The sequence below is a fragment of the Buchnera aphidicola (Shivaphis celti) genome, assembly GCF_039349365.1.
In the GTDB taxonomy this organism is placed as follows: Bacteria; Pseudomonadota; Gammaproteobacteria; order Enterobacterales; family Enterobacteriaceae; genus Buchnera_L; species Buchnera_L aphidicola_AL.
Window position 1 is genome coordinate 101284 of record NZ_CP134977.1, and the last position, 16844, is coordinate 118127.

The following is a 16844-nucleotide window of genomic DNA, read 5'->3' on the forward strand; positions in this document are numbered from 1 at the left end:
TTAATATTTATAATTTTATAGCATTGTGAAATATTTTTTTATTTTATTTTTATTTATTCATTTTATTTAATTGATATAGTTTGATAACTATACCGAATAGAATCATGATATCTGCAAAGTTAAAAATTATGTAGTGTAAATGATTATTATTAATATCTATAAAATCGACTACAAATCCATAATATAGTTTATCAAATATATTACTTATCGATCCTCCAATAATGATTTGATATATTTTTTCATTTTTTTGAAGCATTTGAATTATTAAAAAAGATATTATAAAAAAATTTAAAAAAATAAAGTCATTTTTTTTGTATTGTGTTAAAAAATTAAATGCTATTCCGTAATTTCTTACATATAATATATTTAATATATAAAATATTTTTTTGTATTCATTTTCCTTGAAGTTCATTATTATGAATAGTTTACTTATATAATCTATTAAAAATATTACAAAAATTATGTAAAAATTTTTATACAAATTGACGATTTTCTCCTTTTGAATGAATATTTTCATTGCATCGATCACAGATATTTTTATCTGTATTGTAAGTTTTTACTTGGTTGAAATAATTCCAACATCTTGGACATTTGACGCCTATATATTTTTGTATTAATATTTTTAGTTCTTTTATATTTTTACTTTTATCAGTGTTCATTGGAGATTTTTCATATTTTTTGATTTTAATTTCAGATACCAGGAATATAAATTTCAATTCTTTTTTAAGTATCATTAGTATTTTATATATAGTATTTTTTGCATAAAATATGATTTTCATTTCTAATGAGTTATGTATTTTTTTTTCTTTCTTTTGATACTCTATGATTTTATTAACTTCTGATTTAATTAGAAATAACTTCTCCCAATCTTGACTTTTAATAATTTCATCGGTAGAATAAAAATATTTTATTTCTTTCCATGTTGTAGAAAAAATAGATTGTTTGTTTGTATTTGGAACATAGTTGAAAATTTCATATGCTGTAAATGGTAAAATGGGAGTAATCCATTGCAATAGTAATTTGATAATATAATACATGGCAGTTTGCCCACTTCGTCTCGCAATACTATTTTTTTTGTTTGTATATTGTCTATCTTTCACAATATCAAGATAATATGATCCTAACTGTATTGAACAAAATGTAATTATTTTTTTTATTATTTTGTAAAACTTATATTTTTTATATAGTAAAATTATTTTTTCATGTAAAATATTTGTTTGTTCAATTATCCATTTATCTAATAAAATCATATTTTCAAAATTTATTTTATTAATGCGATTGTCAAAATCGTAAATATTACTTAATAGAAATCTACTAGTATTACGAATTCTTCGATATTGTTCTGAAATTTGTTTAAATGTTTCAGAAGAAACTATAATATCAGTAGTGTAATTAGTAGATGCTACCCACAACCTCAATATATCAGCTCCATATATTTTGATAATTTCATTTGGAGTAATAGTATTTCCTAACGATTTAGACATTTTTTTTCCTGAATTATCTATTACAAAGCTATGTGTTAAAATTTCTTGATATGGTGCTTTTTGATTAATAATAGTAGAAATAATTAATGAGGACATAAACCATCCTCTATATTGATCTATTCCTTCTGCATACATATTACTATTTTTTTTTAAAAATTTATTTTTATATAATTTTATATTATGTATACATCCTGACTCAAACCATACATCTAATACATCTGTAGATTTTTTATATTCTTGATGGTCTTGACCTAATAATTTTTTTTTATCAATATTCCACCATATTTCAGATCCTTGTTTTTCAAATATTTTTGCTATTTTTTCAATAATTTCAATGGTTTTTGGATGCATTTTCTTTGTTTTTTTATGTATGAATATTGTTATAGGTATACCCCATATTCTTTGTCTCGAAATACACCAATCCGGTCTCTCTTTTAACATGTCATACATTCTTTGATAACCCCATTTTGGAGTCCATTTTACTTTTTGAATGGATTGTATAGCATCTTTTTTTATTTTTGTATTGTTAATCTTAATAAACCATTGTTTTGTTGTTCGGTATATTATAGGATATTTATGTCTCCAACAATGAGGATATTCGTGTTCAAATAAATCATTATCTAATAATAATTTTTTTTTTTCGAGTATATGAATAATATTTTTATTACTTTTAAAGATATTTTTTTTATTGATTGTTGGATGTATATTATCTTGATATATTCCTTTATCATTAATCATTTTTGTTAATTTGATATGATATTTTTGACTAACTAAGTAATCTTCTTCGCCGTAATCTGGTGCAATATGTACGGCACCTGTTCCTGTTTTGTTTGTTACATGGGTAGATAAAATAATAGGAACATTAAAATGAAGGAATGGATGTTGAAGTTGAATATTTTCGAGAGTTTTTCCTTTTTTTGTTTGAATAATTGTCCATTTTGGAATATTTATTTTTTTCATAATTTCTGATGTTAGATTTTTTGCAACTAAAATGGAATATTGATCTAGTTGTATTAAATTATATTCTATTTCAGGATGTAGAGCGACGGCACGATTTGCAGGTAAAGTCCATGGAGTAGTAGTCCAGACAATAATATAAGCTTGATTATGGACAGTATGTAACGTAAATATTTTTTTAAAATGATTAATATCAATAATTTTAAACATTACAATAATTGAATGGTCTTTAGTTTTAATGTATTCTACTTCCGCTTCTGCTAAAGCTGATTGACATTTTATACACCAGTGTACAGGTTTTAACCCTTGATATAGATATTTTTTTTTAATGATTTGACCTAATATTCGAATTACATTGGATTCTAATAATTTATTCATTGTTGATTGATAATTTTCCCAATCTCCAAATACTCCCAATCTTATGAAGTCTGCTTTTTGTTTTGCAATTTGTTGATTAGCATATTGATAGCATTTTTTTCGAAAATCTTGTTTTGTAATTTCACAATTGGAATGTTTGATTTTTTTTTCAATTTGGTGTTCAATGGGTAATCCATGACAATCCCATATTGGAATATATGGTGTATTAAATCCAGATAATGTTTTTGATTTAATTATCATATCTTTAATTATTTTGTTAACAGCATGTCCGATATGAATATTTCCATTAGCATATGGAGGTCCATCATGTAGTAAAAATATTTCTTTATTTTTTTGAAAATTTTGGATATGATGATATATGTTTTCTTGTTTCCATTTTTTTAAAATTTCTGGTTCTTTTGTTTTTAAATTTCCTTTCATAGGAAATTTTGTTTTAGGTAAATTTAAGGTATTTTTATAGGATTCCATATAATTTCCTAATTATTTACGATCTATAATGTATTTTATTGCATTATATTATATTGTAAGTATAATGTATTAATTTTATATATATTCATATATTTATATATATAAAAAAAATTAAAATATTGTGAAAATAGTATTTATTTTATATAATATAATTATTTTTAAAAAAAAAAGGAATAATTAATTGTCTAATATTAAATCAGCAAAAAAGCAATCTATAAAATCCAAAAAGTTAAAAAAAAATAATTCTATTTGTAAAACAATTTTAAAAACATTAATTAAAAAAATGTCTTATTCAATAATTAATAAAGATAAATTACTTGCTTTACAAATTTGGCCAATATTACAATCTAAATTGGATAGATTTTCTCGTAAAAGAATTATTCATCGTAATAAAGCAGCTCGATATAAATCAAGATTTTTTTTACGTTTAAAATCTTTGTAAAAAATTTATTATATATTTTAAAATTATCATGTACTGCTTCAATTTTTATGAAGCAATACCCGATATTTATTTTGTTAAATCATCAAAAAACTTTTTTATTCCGTCGAAAAATCTTTTAGATTTTGGATTGTTTTGTACTTTGTTATTGTTATTTAAACTTTTTTCTAGATCTTGTAAGATTTTCTTTTGTGTATTATTTAAATTAATTGGTGTTTCGATTATTATTTTACACAATAGATCTCCTGTTTGATATGTTCGAATAGAATTTACCCCTCTGCCTCTAATACGAAATAATTTACCTGATTGTGTTTCAGGTGGAATGGTAATTTTTATTTTATTATCTATAGTTGGGACCTCTATTTTTCCTCCTAACGCTGCCATACAAAAATTGATTGGAATTTCACAATATAAATCATTTCCTTTTCTTTTAAAAATTTGGTGTTTTTTAACTAAAATTTGTATGTATAGGTCTCCTGATGGAGCTCCATTTTTTCCGGCTTCTCCTTCATTGTTTAATTTAATTTTATCTTTGTTATCCACTCCAGCAGGTATTGTGACTATTATTTTTTTTGTTTTTTTAATTCTTCCAGATCCATTGCATGATATGCATGGGTTGGATATAATTTCTCCTGATCCATGACAATGAGTACAAGTTTGTTGTACTGAAAAAAATCCTTGTCTAATGTGTATTTGACCGTTTCCTTTACACATTTTACATTTTTCTGGGTTTTCTCCATTTTTTGTTCCGCTACCATGACAAGAATTACATTTTTTTAAGGTAGGAATGAGTATTTTTTTCTTTATTCCTTTGACTGCTTCTTCTAAATTTAATTCCAAATCGTATTGTAAATCAGATCCTTTTTGTGCTCTTCTTTTTCGACTATTGCTTCCAAAAATATCTCCAAATACATCTCCAAAAATATCGCTAAAGTCAGAATTAGTTGAAAAATTTTCATCAAAAGAAGAATGATTTGAGTATCCTTGTTCAAATGCTGTGTGTCCATGTTGGTCATACATTGTTCTTTTTTTTGGATCAATTAATATTTCATATGCTTCTTTAATCTCTTTAAATTTTTTTTCAGAATTTTTATCTCCTTGATTTCGATCTGGATGGTATTTCATAGCTAATTTTTTATATGATTTTTTTATTTCTGTATGACTTGCAGATTTTGTAATACCTAAAATTTTATAATAATCTTTTTTTATCATACTAACTTCCTAAATCTCACTTGTTTTCACGGACGTATTTTATACGTCCGCATGATCGGTTATTGTTTTAATGATTCTTATTTTTTTTCTTTTTTTTCTTTTACTTCTTCGTATTCTGCATCTACTACATTATCATCTTTTTCTTTTTTTGGATTATCATTTGTTTGTTTATTATTTGTATTTTTTTGTATTATTTCCATTAATTTAGATGATAACTGTATTAGTTCTTGTATTTTTTTTTCTATTACTTCTTTATTATCTTGTTTTAAAACTACATTGAGCTCATTAATTTTATCATTAATATTTTTGTATTCTGCTGCACTCAGTTTGTTTTTTACTTCTTCTAATTGTTTTTTTGTACTATGTGAAATTTGATCACCTTGGTTTTTTACTTTAATTAATTCTTCAAATTGTTGATCTGATTCAGCATTCATTTCTGCATCTGAAATCATTTTTTTTATTTCCTCTTCCTTTAATCCAGAAGATGCTTGAATCGTTATTTTTTGTTCTTTTCCTGTTTTTTTATCTTTTGCTGAAACATGTAAAATTCCGTCAGAATCAATATCAAATGTTACTTCAATTTGCGGCATACCTCTTGGTGCAGGCTGTATGCCATCTAAGTTGAATTGACCTAATGATTTATTATCAATTGATCTTTTTCTTTCTCCTTGTAAAACGTGTATAGTGACTGCAGATTGATTATCTTCTGCGGTAGAGAAAATTTGACTGTGTTTAGTTGGAATAGTAGTATTTTTTTTAATTAGAGGAGTCATGATTCCTCCCATCGTTTCAATTCCTAATGACAATGGTGTTACATCAAGCAATAATACATCTTTTACATCACCAGAAAGTACGCCACCTTGTACGGCTGCTCCGATTGCAACAGCTTCATCAGGATTAACATCTTTTCTAGGTTGTTTTCCAAAAAACTTTTCTACTTTTTCTTGTACTAATGGCATTCTTGTTTGTCCGCCAACAAGTATAACATCATCAATATCTGTAACAGATAAATTAGCATCTTTAAGAGCAATTTTTAATGGAGTAATAGATTTTGTAATTAAATCTTCTACTAATAGTTCTAATTTTGATCTAGTAATTTTAATATTTAAATGTTTTGGTCCATTGGCATCTGCAGTAATATATGGAAGATTAACATCACTTTGTTGTGTAGATGACAATTCAATTTTAGTTTTTTCTGCTGCTTCTTTTAATCTTTGCATGGCAAGGGGGTCATTTCTTAAATCTATTCCTTGCTCTTTTTTAAATTCTTTTACTAAATAATTGATTAATCGATTATCAAAATCTTCTCCACCGAGATGAGTATCTCCATTAGTTGATAACACCTCAAATGTTTTTTCTTGATCTACATTATCTATTTCAATAATTGAAATATCAAATGTTCCTCCTCCTAAATCATATACTGCAATTGTTTTACTTCCTGTGCTTTTATCTAATCCATAAGCTAAAGCGGCTGCTGTTGGTTCATTAATAATTCTTTTTACTTCTAATCCAGCAATTTTACCTGCATCTTTAGTTGCTTGTCTCTGCGCATCGTTGAAATATGCTGGAACAGTAATGACTGCTGCTGTTACTTTTTCTCCTAAATAGTTTTCGGCTGTTTTTTTCATTTTTTTTAGAATTTCAGCAGAAATTTGCGGAGGGGCCATACTTTTCCCTTTAACATTAATCCAGGCATCTCCATTTCCTGAATTAATAATTTCATATGGCATGATTTTTATATCTTTTTGTACTTCTTCATCTTGAAATTTTCTACCAATTAATCTTTTTATTGCAAAAAGAGTATTTTTTGGATTAGTAATGGACTGACGTTTTGCTGGTTGTCCTACTAATATTTCTCCATTGTTGGTGTATGCAATTACTGATGGAGTGGTACGTTCTCCTTCTGCATTTTCTAACACCTTTGCTTGTTTCCCATCGATAATGGCAATACAAGAATTTGTAGTTCCTAAATCAATTCCTATAATTCTTCCCATCTATATTGTCTCCATAAAAATTGTGCTTGATGTTTTATATACTTTTTCATACATAAAAAATTTTGTGTATACAGAAATAGATAAGGTCTTTTTTATGTATCATCAAGTGTTATTGGAAAATATTTATTAAAATGGTTCATATTTTACTTGTTATATTGATACTATACCATAATTTATAAAAATCACTTGTTTTCATAATGTTTTTAAAGATTTATAATATATAATTTTCTATATTATATATTATAATTATAGATTATTAATTTGATAGATAGGTGGAAAATTGAATATACAAATTTATAGGTCGATTTTTTTTTATTTTTTTTCTTTAGTGATGTGTTTTTTAATGTTATTCGGAGGATGGTTGTTAGGACAAAGAACAGTGTCTCGTTCTAAAAATATTCCTTTTGAATCTGGAGTTATATCATATGGTAATATTAATTTGAATTTTGCAATAAAATTTTATTTACTGTCTATATTTTTTGTTATTTTTGACATAGAATCACTGTATTTATACACTTGGTCAATTGATGTAAGAAATATTGGATGGATTGGTTTTTTTGAAGTTGTATTTTTTGTTTTTTTACTATTTTTATCTTTGATGTATTTAATTCAAGAAAAAGTTTTTCAATGGGTACCAAAAAAATCAGGATGTACTTTTAATTTTTAATGTATATTATTTTATATAATTTTAATTTTAGGAAGTATTATGAAATATACTTTAACAAAAGTAAATATTAATAATGAAAAATATCCTTCTCAGAATATTAGTATTGTTGATGATCCATTAAATAATTTAAGTAAAACAAATATTTTTACAGGGAAATTGAAATACTTATTACATAAATTAGTCAATTGGAGTAGAAAAAATTCTTTATGGCCGTATAATTTTGGTTTATCTTGTTGTTATGTAGAAATGGTCACTTCCTTTACTGCAGTTCATGATGTTTCTAGATTTGGAGCAGAGGTATTGAGAGCTTCTCCGAGACAATCTGATGTGATGGTTATATCTGGTACTCCATTTATTAAAATGGTTCCAATTATTCAAAGGTTATATGACCAAATGTTAGAACCAAAATGGGTGATATCAATGGGTTCTTGTGCTAATTCTGGTGGTATGTATGATATTTATTCTGTTGTACAAGGAGTAGATAAATTTTTACCAGTAGACTTGTATATTCCTGGATGTCCTCCAAGACCGGAAGCATATATACAAGGATTGATGTTATTACAAGATATAATTACTTATGAACGTCGTCCATTGTCATGGATCTTAAATGAAAAAGGTATTTATAAAGCTAAATTTCAATCTGAAAAATTGAAAAAAAAATATAATCGTAAGCACATGTATTCTTTACGTACTATAGAAAGTGTGTAAGTTATTTTTTTTTAAAATATTGTAAAAAACAAGAACAATTTTTATAGGAATTATTTTTTATATTTAATATGAGACTTTAATTTTTTGATATAATCACTTGAGTTATTTAACTATGAATATTGTACAAGAATTATGTAATCATTTTCAGGGAACTGATTTTTTTGTGCAAGATACTTTAATTAATTGTCCAGTCATTTGGGTTAATCGAAATATTTTATTAAAAGTATTATATTTTTTGAAATGCTCTGCTAACAAATATACCATGTTGTTGGATTTACACGGTATTGATGAACGTTTAAGAAAAAATAGAATAAATTTGCCTAATTCTGATTTTACTGTATTTTATCATTTACTTGCAATAGAAAATAATTTTGATATTTTTATTAAAGTTCCATTGTTACAAAGTGAATTGATCGTTCCTACAATTACCAATATTTTTCCAAATGCAAATTGGTATGAACGGGAAACATGGGAGATGTTTGGAATAGTTTTTGATCGACATCCACATTTAACGAGAATTATTATGCCTAAATCATGGGTTGGTTATCCATTAAGAAAGGATTATCCTGCAAGAGCAACAGAATTAAGTCCATTTTTTTTAAATCCAGATAAAGAATTTAAATTTATGCAAGATCTTGCATTTGATCCTTCTGAATGGGGCATGTCAATTCAATCTGATAAATCAGATTTTATGTTTCTTAATCTTGGACCAAATCATCCTTCCGCTCATGGAGCTTTTCGAATTATTTTACAATTAGATGGTGAAGAAATAGTAGATTGTGTTCCAGATATTGGTTATCACCACCGTGGTGCTGAAAAAATGGCAGAACGTCAATCTTGGCATAGTTATATTCCATATACAGATCGTATTGAATATCTTGGTGGATGTGTGAATGAAATGCCGTATATTTTGGCAGTAGAACGTTTAGCTAATATTATTGTTCCAGAACGAGTAAAAGTTATTCGAGTTATGTTGTCAGAATTATTTCGCATCAATAGTCATTTATTGTATATTTCTACTTTTATTCAAGATGTAGGGGGAATGACTCCTGTATTTTTGGCTTTTACTGATCGTCAAAAAATATATAATTTGATAGAAGCAATTACTGGAGCAAGGATGCATCCTGCTTGGTTTAGAATAGGTGGTGTTGCTCATGATTTGCCTATCGGTTGGGAAAAGTTATTGTTAGAATTTTTAGAATGGATGCCAAAAAGGTTAAATTCTTATATTACTGGATCAGTGAATAATAGTATTTTAATACAACGTTCGAAAGGTGTTGCGTGTTATGAAAAGCAAGAAGCATTGGATTGGGGAATTACTGGTGCTGGATTACGAGCAACAGGTATAGATTTTGATGTAAGAAAAAAAAGACCATATTCAGGATATGAAAATTTTGAATTTTCTGTTCCCTTAGGGGATGGTATTAGTGATTGTTATACTAGATTAACTTTAAAAATAGAAGAAATTCAACAAAGCTTAATTATTTTAAGACAGTGTTTAAATTATATGCCTTCTGGTCCATATAAAGCAGATCATCCATTAACTACTCCTCCATTTAAGGAAAATACTTTACAAAATATTGAAACTTTAATCACACATTTTTTACAAGTTTCTTGGGGTCCTGTAATTCCTGCAAATGAAAGTTTACAAATGATTGAAGCAACGAAAGGAATTAATAGTTATTATTTAATTAGTGATGGTAATACCATGAGTTATCGTACAAGAATTCGTACTCCTAGCTTCCCTCATTTACAACAAATTCCTGCAGTAATTCGTGGGAGTTTAATATCTGATTTGATTGTTTATTTGGGTAGTATTGATTTTGTTATGTCTGATGTAGACCGATAATTTTATTATACAATTAATATTTAAAAAAATCATATGATAAATAATAAATTAACTGATATAGAATTATCTTATATTAGTGAAGAAAAAAGAAAATATAAACATACAAGAGCGATTATTATAGAAGTTTTAAAAATGGTACAACGGACGCGAGGGTGGATATCTGATGAAATTATTCAAGAAATATCTCAGGTATTATGCATTCCTATTTGTGATATTGAGGAATTATCGACATTTTATAGTCAAATATATCGTCAACCCGTTGGTCGACATATAATTAAATTTTGTGATAGTGTTGTATGTTATATGTTAGGTTCAAGTAATATAAAAAAATGTTTAACAAAATCGTTGTATATTCAACCAGGAGAAACTACAAAAAATAATAGGTTTACTTTATTACCTATTTCTTGTTTAGGAAATTGTGATAAAGCACCAACAATTATGATAGATAATGACACTTATTCTAATGTTCAAGTAAAAAATATCTTAATTTTATTAGAGAAATATAAATGAATACAATCATTCGAACTGCAGAAACTCATCCATTAACATGGAGATTAAATAATCTTTCTTGTCCGATATGGATTGATGAATATTGTAAAAAAGACGGATATTCTGCGTTGAAAAAGTCTTTAAAAAATATGTTGCCAAAAGATGTTGTTAATGTAATTAAAGATTCTGAATTGAGAGGAAGAGGAGGTGCTGGATTTTATACTGGTATTAAATGGAGTTTAATGCCAAAAAAAAAAGATCATATTGTTCGTTATTTATTATGTAATGCTGATGAGATGGAACCTGCTACTTATAAAGATAGATTTTTATTAGAAAAAAATCCTCATCAGGTGATTGAAGGAATAATTATTGCAGGTTTTGCTATTGAAGCATCTATTGCATATATTTTTTTGAGAGGTGAATATATATCTGCAGAACGTAATTTACATCGTGCAATTACAGAATCTAGAAGATCTGGTTGTTTAGGAAATAATATTTTTAATAGCGGATTTAATTTTAATATTTTTATTCATACTGGTGCAGGGAGATATATTTGCGGAGAAGAAACTGCATTAATTAATTCTTTAGAAGGTCGTAGAGCTAATCCTCGTGTTAAACCTCCATTTCCAGCTTTAGTTGGTTTATGGGGCAGTCCAACTTGTGTAAATAATGTTGAGACATTATCAAATATTCCAGCAATTATTGCAAATGGTGTCAGTTGGTATAAGCAATTATCAAAAAGTAATGATAGAGGAACTAAATTAATGGGTTTTTCAGGTCGTGTAAAAAATCCTGGATTATGGGAAGTTCCATTTGGAATATCTGCTCGTGAATTATTAGAAGAATATGCTGGAGGAATGCAAGAAGGTTTTAAAGTCAAAGCTTGGCAACCAGGTGGTGCAAGTACAGACTTTTTAACTGCAGAACATCTTGATGTAAAAATGGATTTTGAAAATATTGCGCGTATTGGAAGTAGGTTAGGTACTGGCATTGCTATGGTTGTGGATCATACTGTAGATATGGTTTCTTTGTTGTTAAATGTGGAACAGTTTTTTGCACGTGAATCATGTGGTTTATGCACTCCATGTCGGGAAGGTTTACCCTGGATTGTAGAGATTTTAAAATCTTTTAAAAATAAAATGGCTAAACACAGTGATTTAAAAATTTTACATGATTTGTGTATTCAATTAGGTCCGGGGAAAACTGTTTGTGCTCATGCCCCTGGAGCAATAGAGCCGTTACAAAGTGCATTAAAATTATTTAAATTAGATTTTGTTAATAAAATAAAAAAAAATAATTTTATTCATCAAATTCACAATAGTTACTTTAAAATTGATCTTTAATTCCTTTTTTTTTTTTTTTTGCAATAAAATTGCTTAAAAATTAAAAAAATAATTTTATATTATTTTGGAACGTGATTATTATGATTATACTTCATATAAATAATAATAAATATGAAACGAACAAATCAAATAACTTATTGCAAACATGCTTGTCATTAGATATTGATATTCCTTATTTTTGTTGGCATCCGGCTTTAGGAAGTGCCGGTGTTTGTAGACTATGTGCTGTAAAACAATATAATAATTTTCAAGATAATGCTGGAAGAATAGTGATGTCTTGTATGACTTCTGTAGAAAATAATATGATTATTTCTACAATAGATAAAGAAGCAAAGATTTTTCGTAAAGGAATTATAGAACTTTTGATGATTCATCATCCACATGATTGTCCTATTTGTGAAGAGGGAGGAAATTGTCATTTACAAGATATGACAGTGATGAATCGTCATTACAAACGTCGTTTTATATTTCCAAAACGTGTACATTATAATCAAAATTTAGGACATTTTATATCACACAATATGAATCGTTGTATTGGTTGTTATCGTTGTGTTCGATATTATAAAGATTATTCCGGGGGAACTGATTTTGGTGTATATGGTATCAGCAATAAGATTTATTTTGGTAGATTTCAGGATGGTCAATTAGAAAATGAGTGTTCGGGAAATTTAATTGAAGTATGTCCTACTGGTGTATTTACAGATAAATTATCTTTAGATAATTATAATCGAAAATGGGATTTACAGTATGCTCCAAGCGTTTGTCAACATTGTTGTATAGGATGTAATATTATTGTTGGAGAAAAATATGGAAAAGTTAGTAAAATAGAAAATCGATATCATAAAAATATTAACCAATATTTTTTATGTGACTTAGGTCGTTTTGGTTATACTTATACAACTTCAGAAAATCGAATTACACAACCTATGTATGTTACACGTTTAAAAAATACTCCGTTACATGAAAGATATGCTATAAAAAAAATTACTAGTATATTAAAAAAAACAAATAGGGTAATTGGAATAGGATCAATCCGATCTAGTATAGAAAATAATTTTGCGCTTCTTAAATTAGTTGGAAAAGATAATTTTTGTAGTGGTATGTCATTAATATATCATAAATGTGTAAGATTAATTATTGATATTTTGAAAAATAGTGGTATTTATACTCCTACTTTACGTGAAATAGAAAATTACGATATGGTTTTAATTATTGGAGAAGATATTACACAAACATCTCCAAGATTAGCTTTATCAATTCGTCAATTAAATAATAATAAAAGAACTACAGACCATTCTGATTTTTGTATACCAAAATGGCATAGTACAGCATTATTTAATATCTCTAATAATAAAAATTATATATATATATTGCATACTCATGAAACTAAATTAGATGAAATTTCTGCATTAAATTATCATTCTACAGTACGTGATCAAGAAATTTTATCTTCTATTATTTTAAATAAAATAAATAATATTCATTCTGTTATACATGAAAAAAAATCTTATTTAAAAAAAATTGCTTCTGCTATTACAACGGCATTATTATCATGTAAAAAACCATTAATTATTTCTGGTTTGCATTCTGGTAGTTTAAACCTTATCCGATATGCAGCAAATATTGCTAAAGGATTACAAAATATAAAAAAACATGTTGGATTAGTTTTATTAACTTCTGCAGTTAATAGTATTGGTGTTGGTTTAATGACAGATATGTCTTTAAATCATGCATGTGATATAATTTTAAAAGAAAAAATTGATACAGTAGTTGTTTTAGAAAATGATTTATATCGTCATGTTTTACGGGATAAAATACATTTGGTTTTAAAAAAAGTAAAAAATATTATTGTTTTTGACCATCGATTTACTCAAACTGCTTATAATAGTAATTTATTTTTTCCAACAACTAATTTTTCTGAAAGTACAGGCACTGTTGTTAATTATGAGGGTCGTGCACAGAGATTTTTTGCGGTATTTGATCCATTAACTTATGATAGTAAAATATGTATTTTAGAAGGATGGAAATGGTTATATAAAATATATAATAATTTAAATAATATTACGAATTATAAAAATGAATTTGATACTGTTGTGCAAGATTATACTAAAGATATAACGTTTTTTAAAAAAATTAAATTTCTTGCACCAAATGCTAAGTTTCGTTTATTTAATCAAAAAATTGCTCGATATCCTCATAGAGCTAGTAGTAGAACAGCAATATTTTCCATGTTAAATATTCATGAACCTGGACAAAAAAAAGATAGTAATACTATGTTTAATTTTTCTATGGAAGGCATTCAACAACCTGATCAAAAATCATCTTCATATATTCCATTTTATTGGTCTCCCGGATGGAATTCTTTACATTCTTGGAATAAATATATATTTCAGGGTAAAGAGTATAATTCTGGAATTCGATTGTTTAAATCGTATAATTTTCGTAAAGAATATTTTCTGCACAATATGCAGTATAATGATAAAAATAACATTTCTAATAAAAAATGGATTGTTGTACCTTATTATTTAATTTTTTGTAACGAAGAGCTAATTCATAATACTGATTATTTTAAAAAAAAATATTCTATAGGGCCTGCTTTATTGAATACTAAATATCAAAATTTATTGAATTTAAAATATAATTCAGTTATTAAATTTAGTTATTTAGGAAATATATTTACATTTGTTGTACATTTTTCAAAATCATTACCTTTACAACATATAGGTTTGCCAGTGGGATTTCCTAATATTCCTCTTGATTTAATAGGATGTGGAATAGAACACATAAGAGGTGTATAAAATATTATGCTTATATTTTATTTAAATTTTTTTTATTTTGGAAAATTGTTAATACAATCTTTTCTTTTTGTTTTCATAATAATTTTTTTTAGCGCTATGTTAAGTTTTTTAGAACGTAGAATATTAGCGTTATTTCAAAATCGATACGGTCCTAATCGTGTTGGGTGGTTTGGTATATTACAGTTATTTGCTGATATGATTAAGATGTTGTTTAAAGAGGATTGTATACCATCGTTTAGTAGAAAAATTTTTTTTATTTTTTCTCCTATTATTTCTTTTTTATCATTTTTATTCATTATTCCTATTATTCCTATAAATGAAAATATTGTTATTATGAATTTAAATATAGGGATTTTATTTTTTTTGATGATTTCTGCAGTTTCAATATATGCCATTTTATTTGCTGGTTGGTCTAGTAATAATAAATATGCTTTATTAGGAGCAATTCGTGCTGTTGCTCAAACTTTAACTTATGAAATTTTTTTAGGACTATCCTTAATGGGAGTTGTTGTCCAGTCTCATTCATTTAATTTAATTGATGTTGTGCACGATCAGAAACATCTTTGGAATATTATTCCACAATTTTTTGGTTTTTTTTCTTTTTTTATTGCTGGATTAGCTTTATGTCATCGACATCCTTTTGATCAACCGGAATCTGAACAAGAATTGGCGGATGGTTATCATATTGAATATTCTGGTATGAAATTTGGAATGTTTTTTATTGGTCAATATATTTCTATGATTGTGGTTTCTGCTTTAATTGTTGTATTTTTTTTCGGTGGATGGTACGGCCCATTATTTTCAGGAATGACTTGGTTTTTTTTGAAAGTTTTATTTTTTTTAATTTTTTTCATTTTGTTAAGAGCTGCGTTACCTAGACCGCGTTATGATAAAATTTTGTATTTTGGTTGGGTGATATGTTTACCGTTAACATTATTAAATTTAATAGTTACTGCTTTTATTGTATTAATCACTTAATTTTTGGATATATTATGAATTTTAAATATTTTTTTTATTTTGTTTTCACGCAAATATATAGTGTTTTTATTACTTTGAAACATATGTTTGAAGCTCGTGAAACATTATTGTATCCAGAGCATCAAATATATCTATCTCCTAGATATCGTGGAAGAATTGTTTTAACCAAAGATCCTGATGGAAAAGATCGTTGTGTTGCTTGTAATTTATGTTCTGTGGTATGTCCCGTTAGTTGTATATCTGTTAAGAAATCACAAGATAATTCAGGTCGTTGGTTTGCCAAAGAATTTTATATTAATTTTTCTCGTTGTATTTTTTGCGGTTTGTGTGAAGAGGCATGTCCAACTAATGCTATTCAATTAACTCCTGATTTTGAGTTAGGTGATTTTAATCGACAAGATTTAATATATAAAAAAAATGAATTAACTATTTCTGGAGTAGGAAAATATCCTAATTATAATTTTTATAAAAAATGTGGTGTGAAATTATCAAAAAACGATTTTTTAAATGTTATACCGGTTAATGTAAAAGATTTATTACCTTAAGGAATTTTATGATATGTATTTAATTTTTTATTTTTTATCTTTTTTTACTATTTTATTTACAATATTGTCTGTTGTACAAGATAACTTAATGCACGCTTTGTTTTATTTTTTTTTTTCAATTTTAACTACTGCTTGTATTTTTTTTTTATTAGGAAATTTTTTTATAGCTGCTTTACAAGTTATTGTGTATGCTGGAGCAATTTTAGTATTATTTGTTTTTATTATTATGATGTTAAATTATAGTTTGAAAAAAAAGATGTATAATTTTAAAAATTATATTTTTTTTATATTTTTTATCTTGTTTCTTTTATTGTTGTTTTTATTAAAAATATTTTTTTGTTTACATACGAAACATGTTATTTTTAAGATAGAAAATTTGCAAGCATTGGGTTTATATCTTTTTAAACCATATATTTTATTTATTGAATTAATTTCAATTTTATTATTGTCTGTATTAATTGTGATATCTTTGATATATAAAGGGAAAAATAATACGATTTTTTCTTTCTTGATATATGAGAAACAGGATAAATAA

At 26.1% G+C, this 16844-nt stretch carries 14 protein-coding genes; 10 read left to right on the forward strand and 4 right to left on the reverse strand.

Annotated features, from left to right (window positions below; genetic code table 11):
* Positions 1-49 precede the first annotated feature (49 nt).
* Together lspA and ileS are read right to left on the reverse strand one after the other, a co-directional pair.
* Positions 50-517 (reverse strand): signal peptidase II, encoded by a 468-nt coding sequence (gene lspA / locus RJT40_RS00485; protein WP_343182614.1) that lies wholly within the window; start codon positions 515-517, stop codon positions 50-52.
* Complete coding sequence (gene ileS / locus RJT40_RS00490; RefSeq protein WP_343182615.1) at positions 474-3287, reverse strand: isoleucine--tRNA ligase; 2814 nt, start codon at positions 3285-3287, stop codon at positions 474-476. Before ileS ends, lspA begins: the two co-directional genes overlap by 44 nt.
* Before the next feature lie 181 nt (positions 3288-3468).
* Between ileS and rpsT the strand changes: the two genes are divergently transcribed.
* A complete protein-coding gene (rpsT, locus tag RJT40_RS00495) occupies positions 3469-3729 on the forward strand; it encodes a 30S ribosomal protein S20 (protein WP_343182616.1) in 261 nt (86 codons plus the stop codon).
* A 66-nt stretch (positions 3730-3795) separates the two neighbouring features.
* Here the strand turns inward: rpsT and dnaJ are convergent, their stop codons facing one another.
* Positions 3796-4938: a molecular chaperone DnaJ gene (gene dnaJ, locus RJT40_RS00500; protein ID WP_343182617.1), complete on the reverse strand. Its 1143-nt coding sequence runs from the start codon at positions 4936-4938 to the stop codon at positions 3796-3798.
* A gap of 77 nt (positions 4939-5015) precedes the next feature.
* Entirely contained in the window at positions 5016-6932 is a 1917-nt protein-coding gene (gene dnaK / locus RJT40_RS00505) for a molecular chaperone DnaK (RefSeq protein WP_343182618.1), read from the reverse strand.
* A gap of 331 nt (positions 6933-7263) precedes the next feature.
* Here dnaK and ndhC point away from each other — a divergent pair, with 331 nt between their 5' ends.
* The 9 genes from ndhC (at position 7264) to RJT40_RS00550 (ending at position 16844) form a co-directional block, all read left to right on the forward strand.
* Positions 7264-7599: an NADH-quinone oxidoreductase subunit A gene (gene ndhC / locus RJT40_RS00510; protein ID WP_428994193.1), complete on the forward strand. Its 336-nt coding sequence runs from the start codon at positions 7264-7266 to the stop codon at positions 7597-7599.
* 39 nt (positions 7600-7638) lie between these two features.
* Complete coding sequence (locus tag RJT40_RS00515) at positions 7639-8307, forward strand: NADH-quinone oxidoreductase subunit B (protein WP_343182620.1); 669 nt, start codon at positions 7639-7641, stop codon at positions 8305-8307.
* 112 nt (positions 8308-8419) lie between these two features.
* A complete protein-coding gene (nuoC, locus tag RJT40_RS00520) occupies positions 8420-10156 on the forward strand; it encodes an NADH-quinone oxidoreductase subunit C/D (protein ID WP_343182621.1) in 1737 nt (578 codons plus the stop codon).
* 33 nt (positions 10157-10189) lie between these two features.
* Positions 10190-10666, forward strand: coding sequence for an NADH-quinone oxidoreductase subunit NuoE (nuoE, locus tag RJT40_RS00525; protein WP_343182622.1), 477 nt, complete (start codon positions 10190-10192; stop codon positions 10664-10666).
* Positions 10663-11988 (forward strand): NADH-quinone oxidoreductase subunit NuoF, encoded by a 1326-nt coding sequence (gene nuoF, locus RJT40_RS00530; protein WP_343182623.1) that lies wholly within the window; start codon positions 10663-10665, stop codon positions 11986-11988. The genes nuoE and nuoF overlap by 4 nt, the downstream gene beginning before the upstream one ends.
* A gap of 80 nt (positions 11989-12068) precedes the next feature.
* The gene (gene nuoG, locus RJT40_RS00535; protein ID WP_343182624.1) at positions 12069-14786 is read left to right on the forward strand and encodes an NADH-quinone oxidoreductase subunit NuoG; all 2718 of its coding nucleotides are present in this window, start codon (positions 12069-12071) and stop codon (positions 14784-14786) included.
* A 6-nt stretch (positions 14787-14792) separates the two neighbouring features.
* Entirely contained in the window at positions 14793-15764 is a 972-nt protein-coding gene (gene nuoH / locus RJT40_RS00540) for an NADH-quinone oxidoreductase subunit NuoH (RefSeq protein ID WP_343182625.1), read from the forward strand.
* Positions 15765-15778: 14 nt separating this feature from the next.
* Entirely contained in the window at positions 15779-16309 is a 531-nt protein-coding gene (gene nuoI, locus RJT40_RS00545) for an NADH-quinone oxidoreductase subunit NuoI (RefSeq protein WP_343182626.1), read from the forward strand.
* A 13-nt stretch (positions 16310-16322) separates the two neighbouring features.
* Positions 16323-16844 carry an NADH-quinone oxidoreductase subunit J gene (locus RJT40_RS00550; RefSeq protein ID WP_343182627.1) on the forward strand — a complete coding sequence of 174 codons (522 nt, stop codon included), beginning with the start codon at positions 16323-16325 and terminating at the stop codon, positions 16842-16844.

Excerpts from the sequence above, each read along its gene's own strand:
- lspA (WP_343182614.1), bottom strand. The coding sequence starts at position 517 with ATGAAAATATTCATTCAAAAGGAGAAAATCGTCAATTTGTATAAAAAT.
- ileS (WP_343182615.1), bottom strand. The coding sequence starts at position 3,287 with ATGGAATCCTATAAAAATACCTTAAATTTACCTAAAACAAAATTTCCT.
- dnaJ (WP_343182617.1), bottom strand. The coding sequence starts at position 4,938 with ATGATAAAAAAAGATTATTATAAAATTTTAGGTATTACAAAATCTGCA.
- dnaK (WP_343182618.1), bottom strand. The coding sequence starts at position 6,932 with ATGGGAAGAATTATAGGAATTGATTTAGGAACTACAAATTCTTGTATT.
- ndhC (WP_428994193.1), top strand. The coding sequence starts at position 7,264 with ATGTGTTTTTTAATGTTATTCGGAGGATGGTTGTTAGGACAAAGAACA.
- RJT40_RS00515 (WP_343182620.1), top strand. The coding sequence starts at position 7,639 with ATGAAATATACTTTAACAAAAGTAAATATTAATAATGAAAAATATCCT.
- nuoC (WP_343182621.1), top strand. The coding sequence starts at position 8,420 with ATGAATATTGTACAAGAATTATGTAATCATTTTCAGGGAACTGATTTT.
- nuoE (WP_343182622.1), top strand. The coding sequence starts at position 10,190 with ATGATAAATAATAAATTAACTGATATAGAATTATCTTATATTAGTGAA.
- nuoF (WP_343182623.1), top strand. The coding sequence starts at position 10,663 with ATGAATACAATCATTCGAACTGCAGAAACTCATCCATTAACATGGAGA.
- nuoG (WP_343182624.1), top strand. The coding sequence starts at position 12,069 with ATGATTATACTTCATATAAATAATAATAAATATGAAACGAACAAATCA.
- nuoH (WP_343182625.1), top strand. The coding sequence starts at position 14,793 with ATGCTTATATTTTATTTAAATTTTTTTTATTTTGGAAAATTGTTAATA.
- nuoI (WP_343182626.1), top strand. The coding sequence starts at position 15,779 with ATGAATTTTAAATATTTTTTTTATTTTGTTTTCACGCAAATATATAGT.
- RJT40_RS00550 (WP_343182627.1), top strand. The coding sequence starts at position 16,323 with ATGTATTTAATTTTTTATTTTTTATCTTTTTTTACTATTTTATTTACA.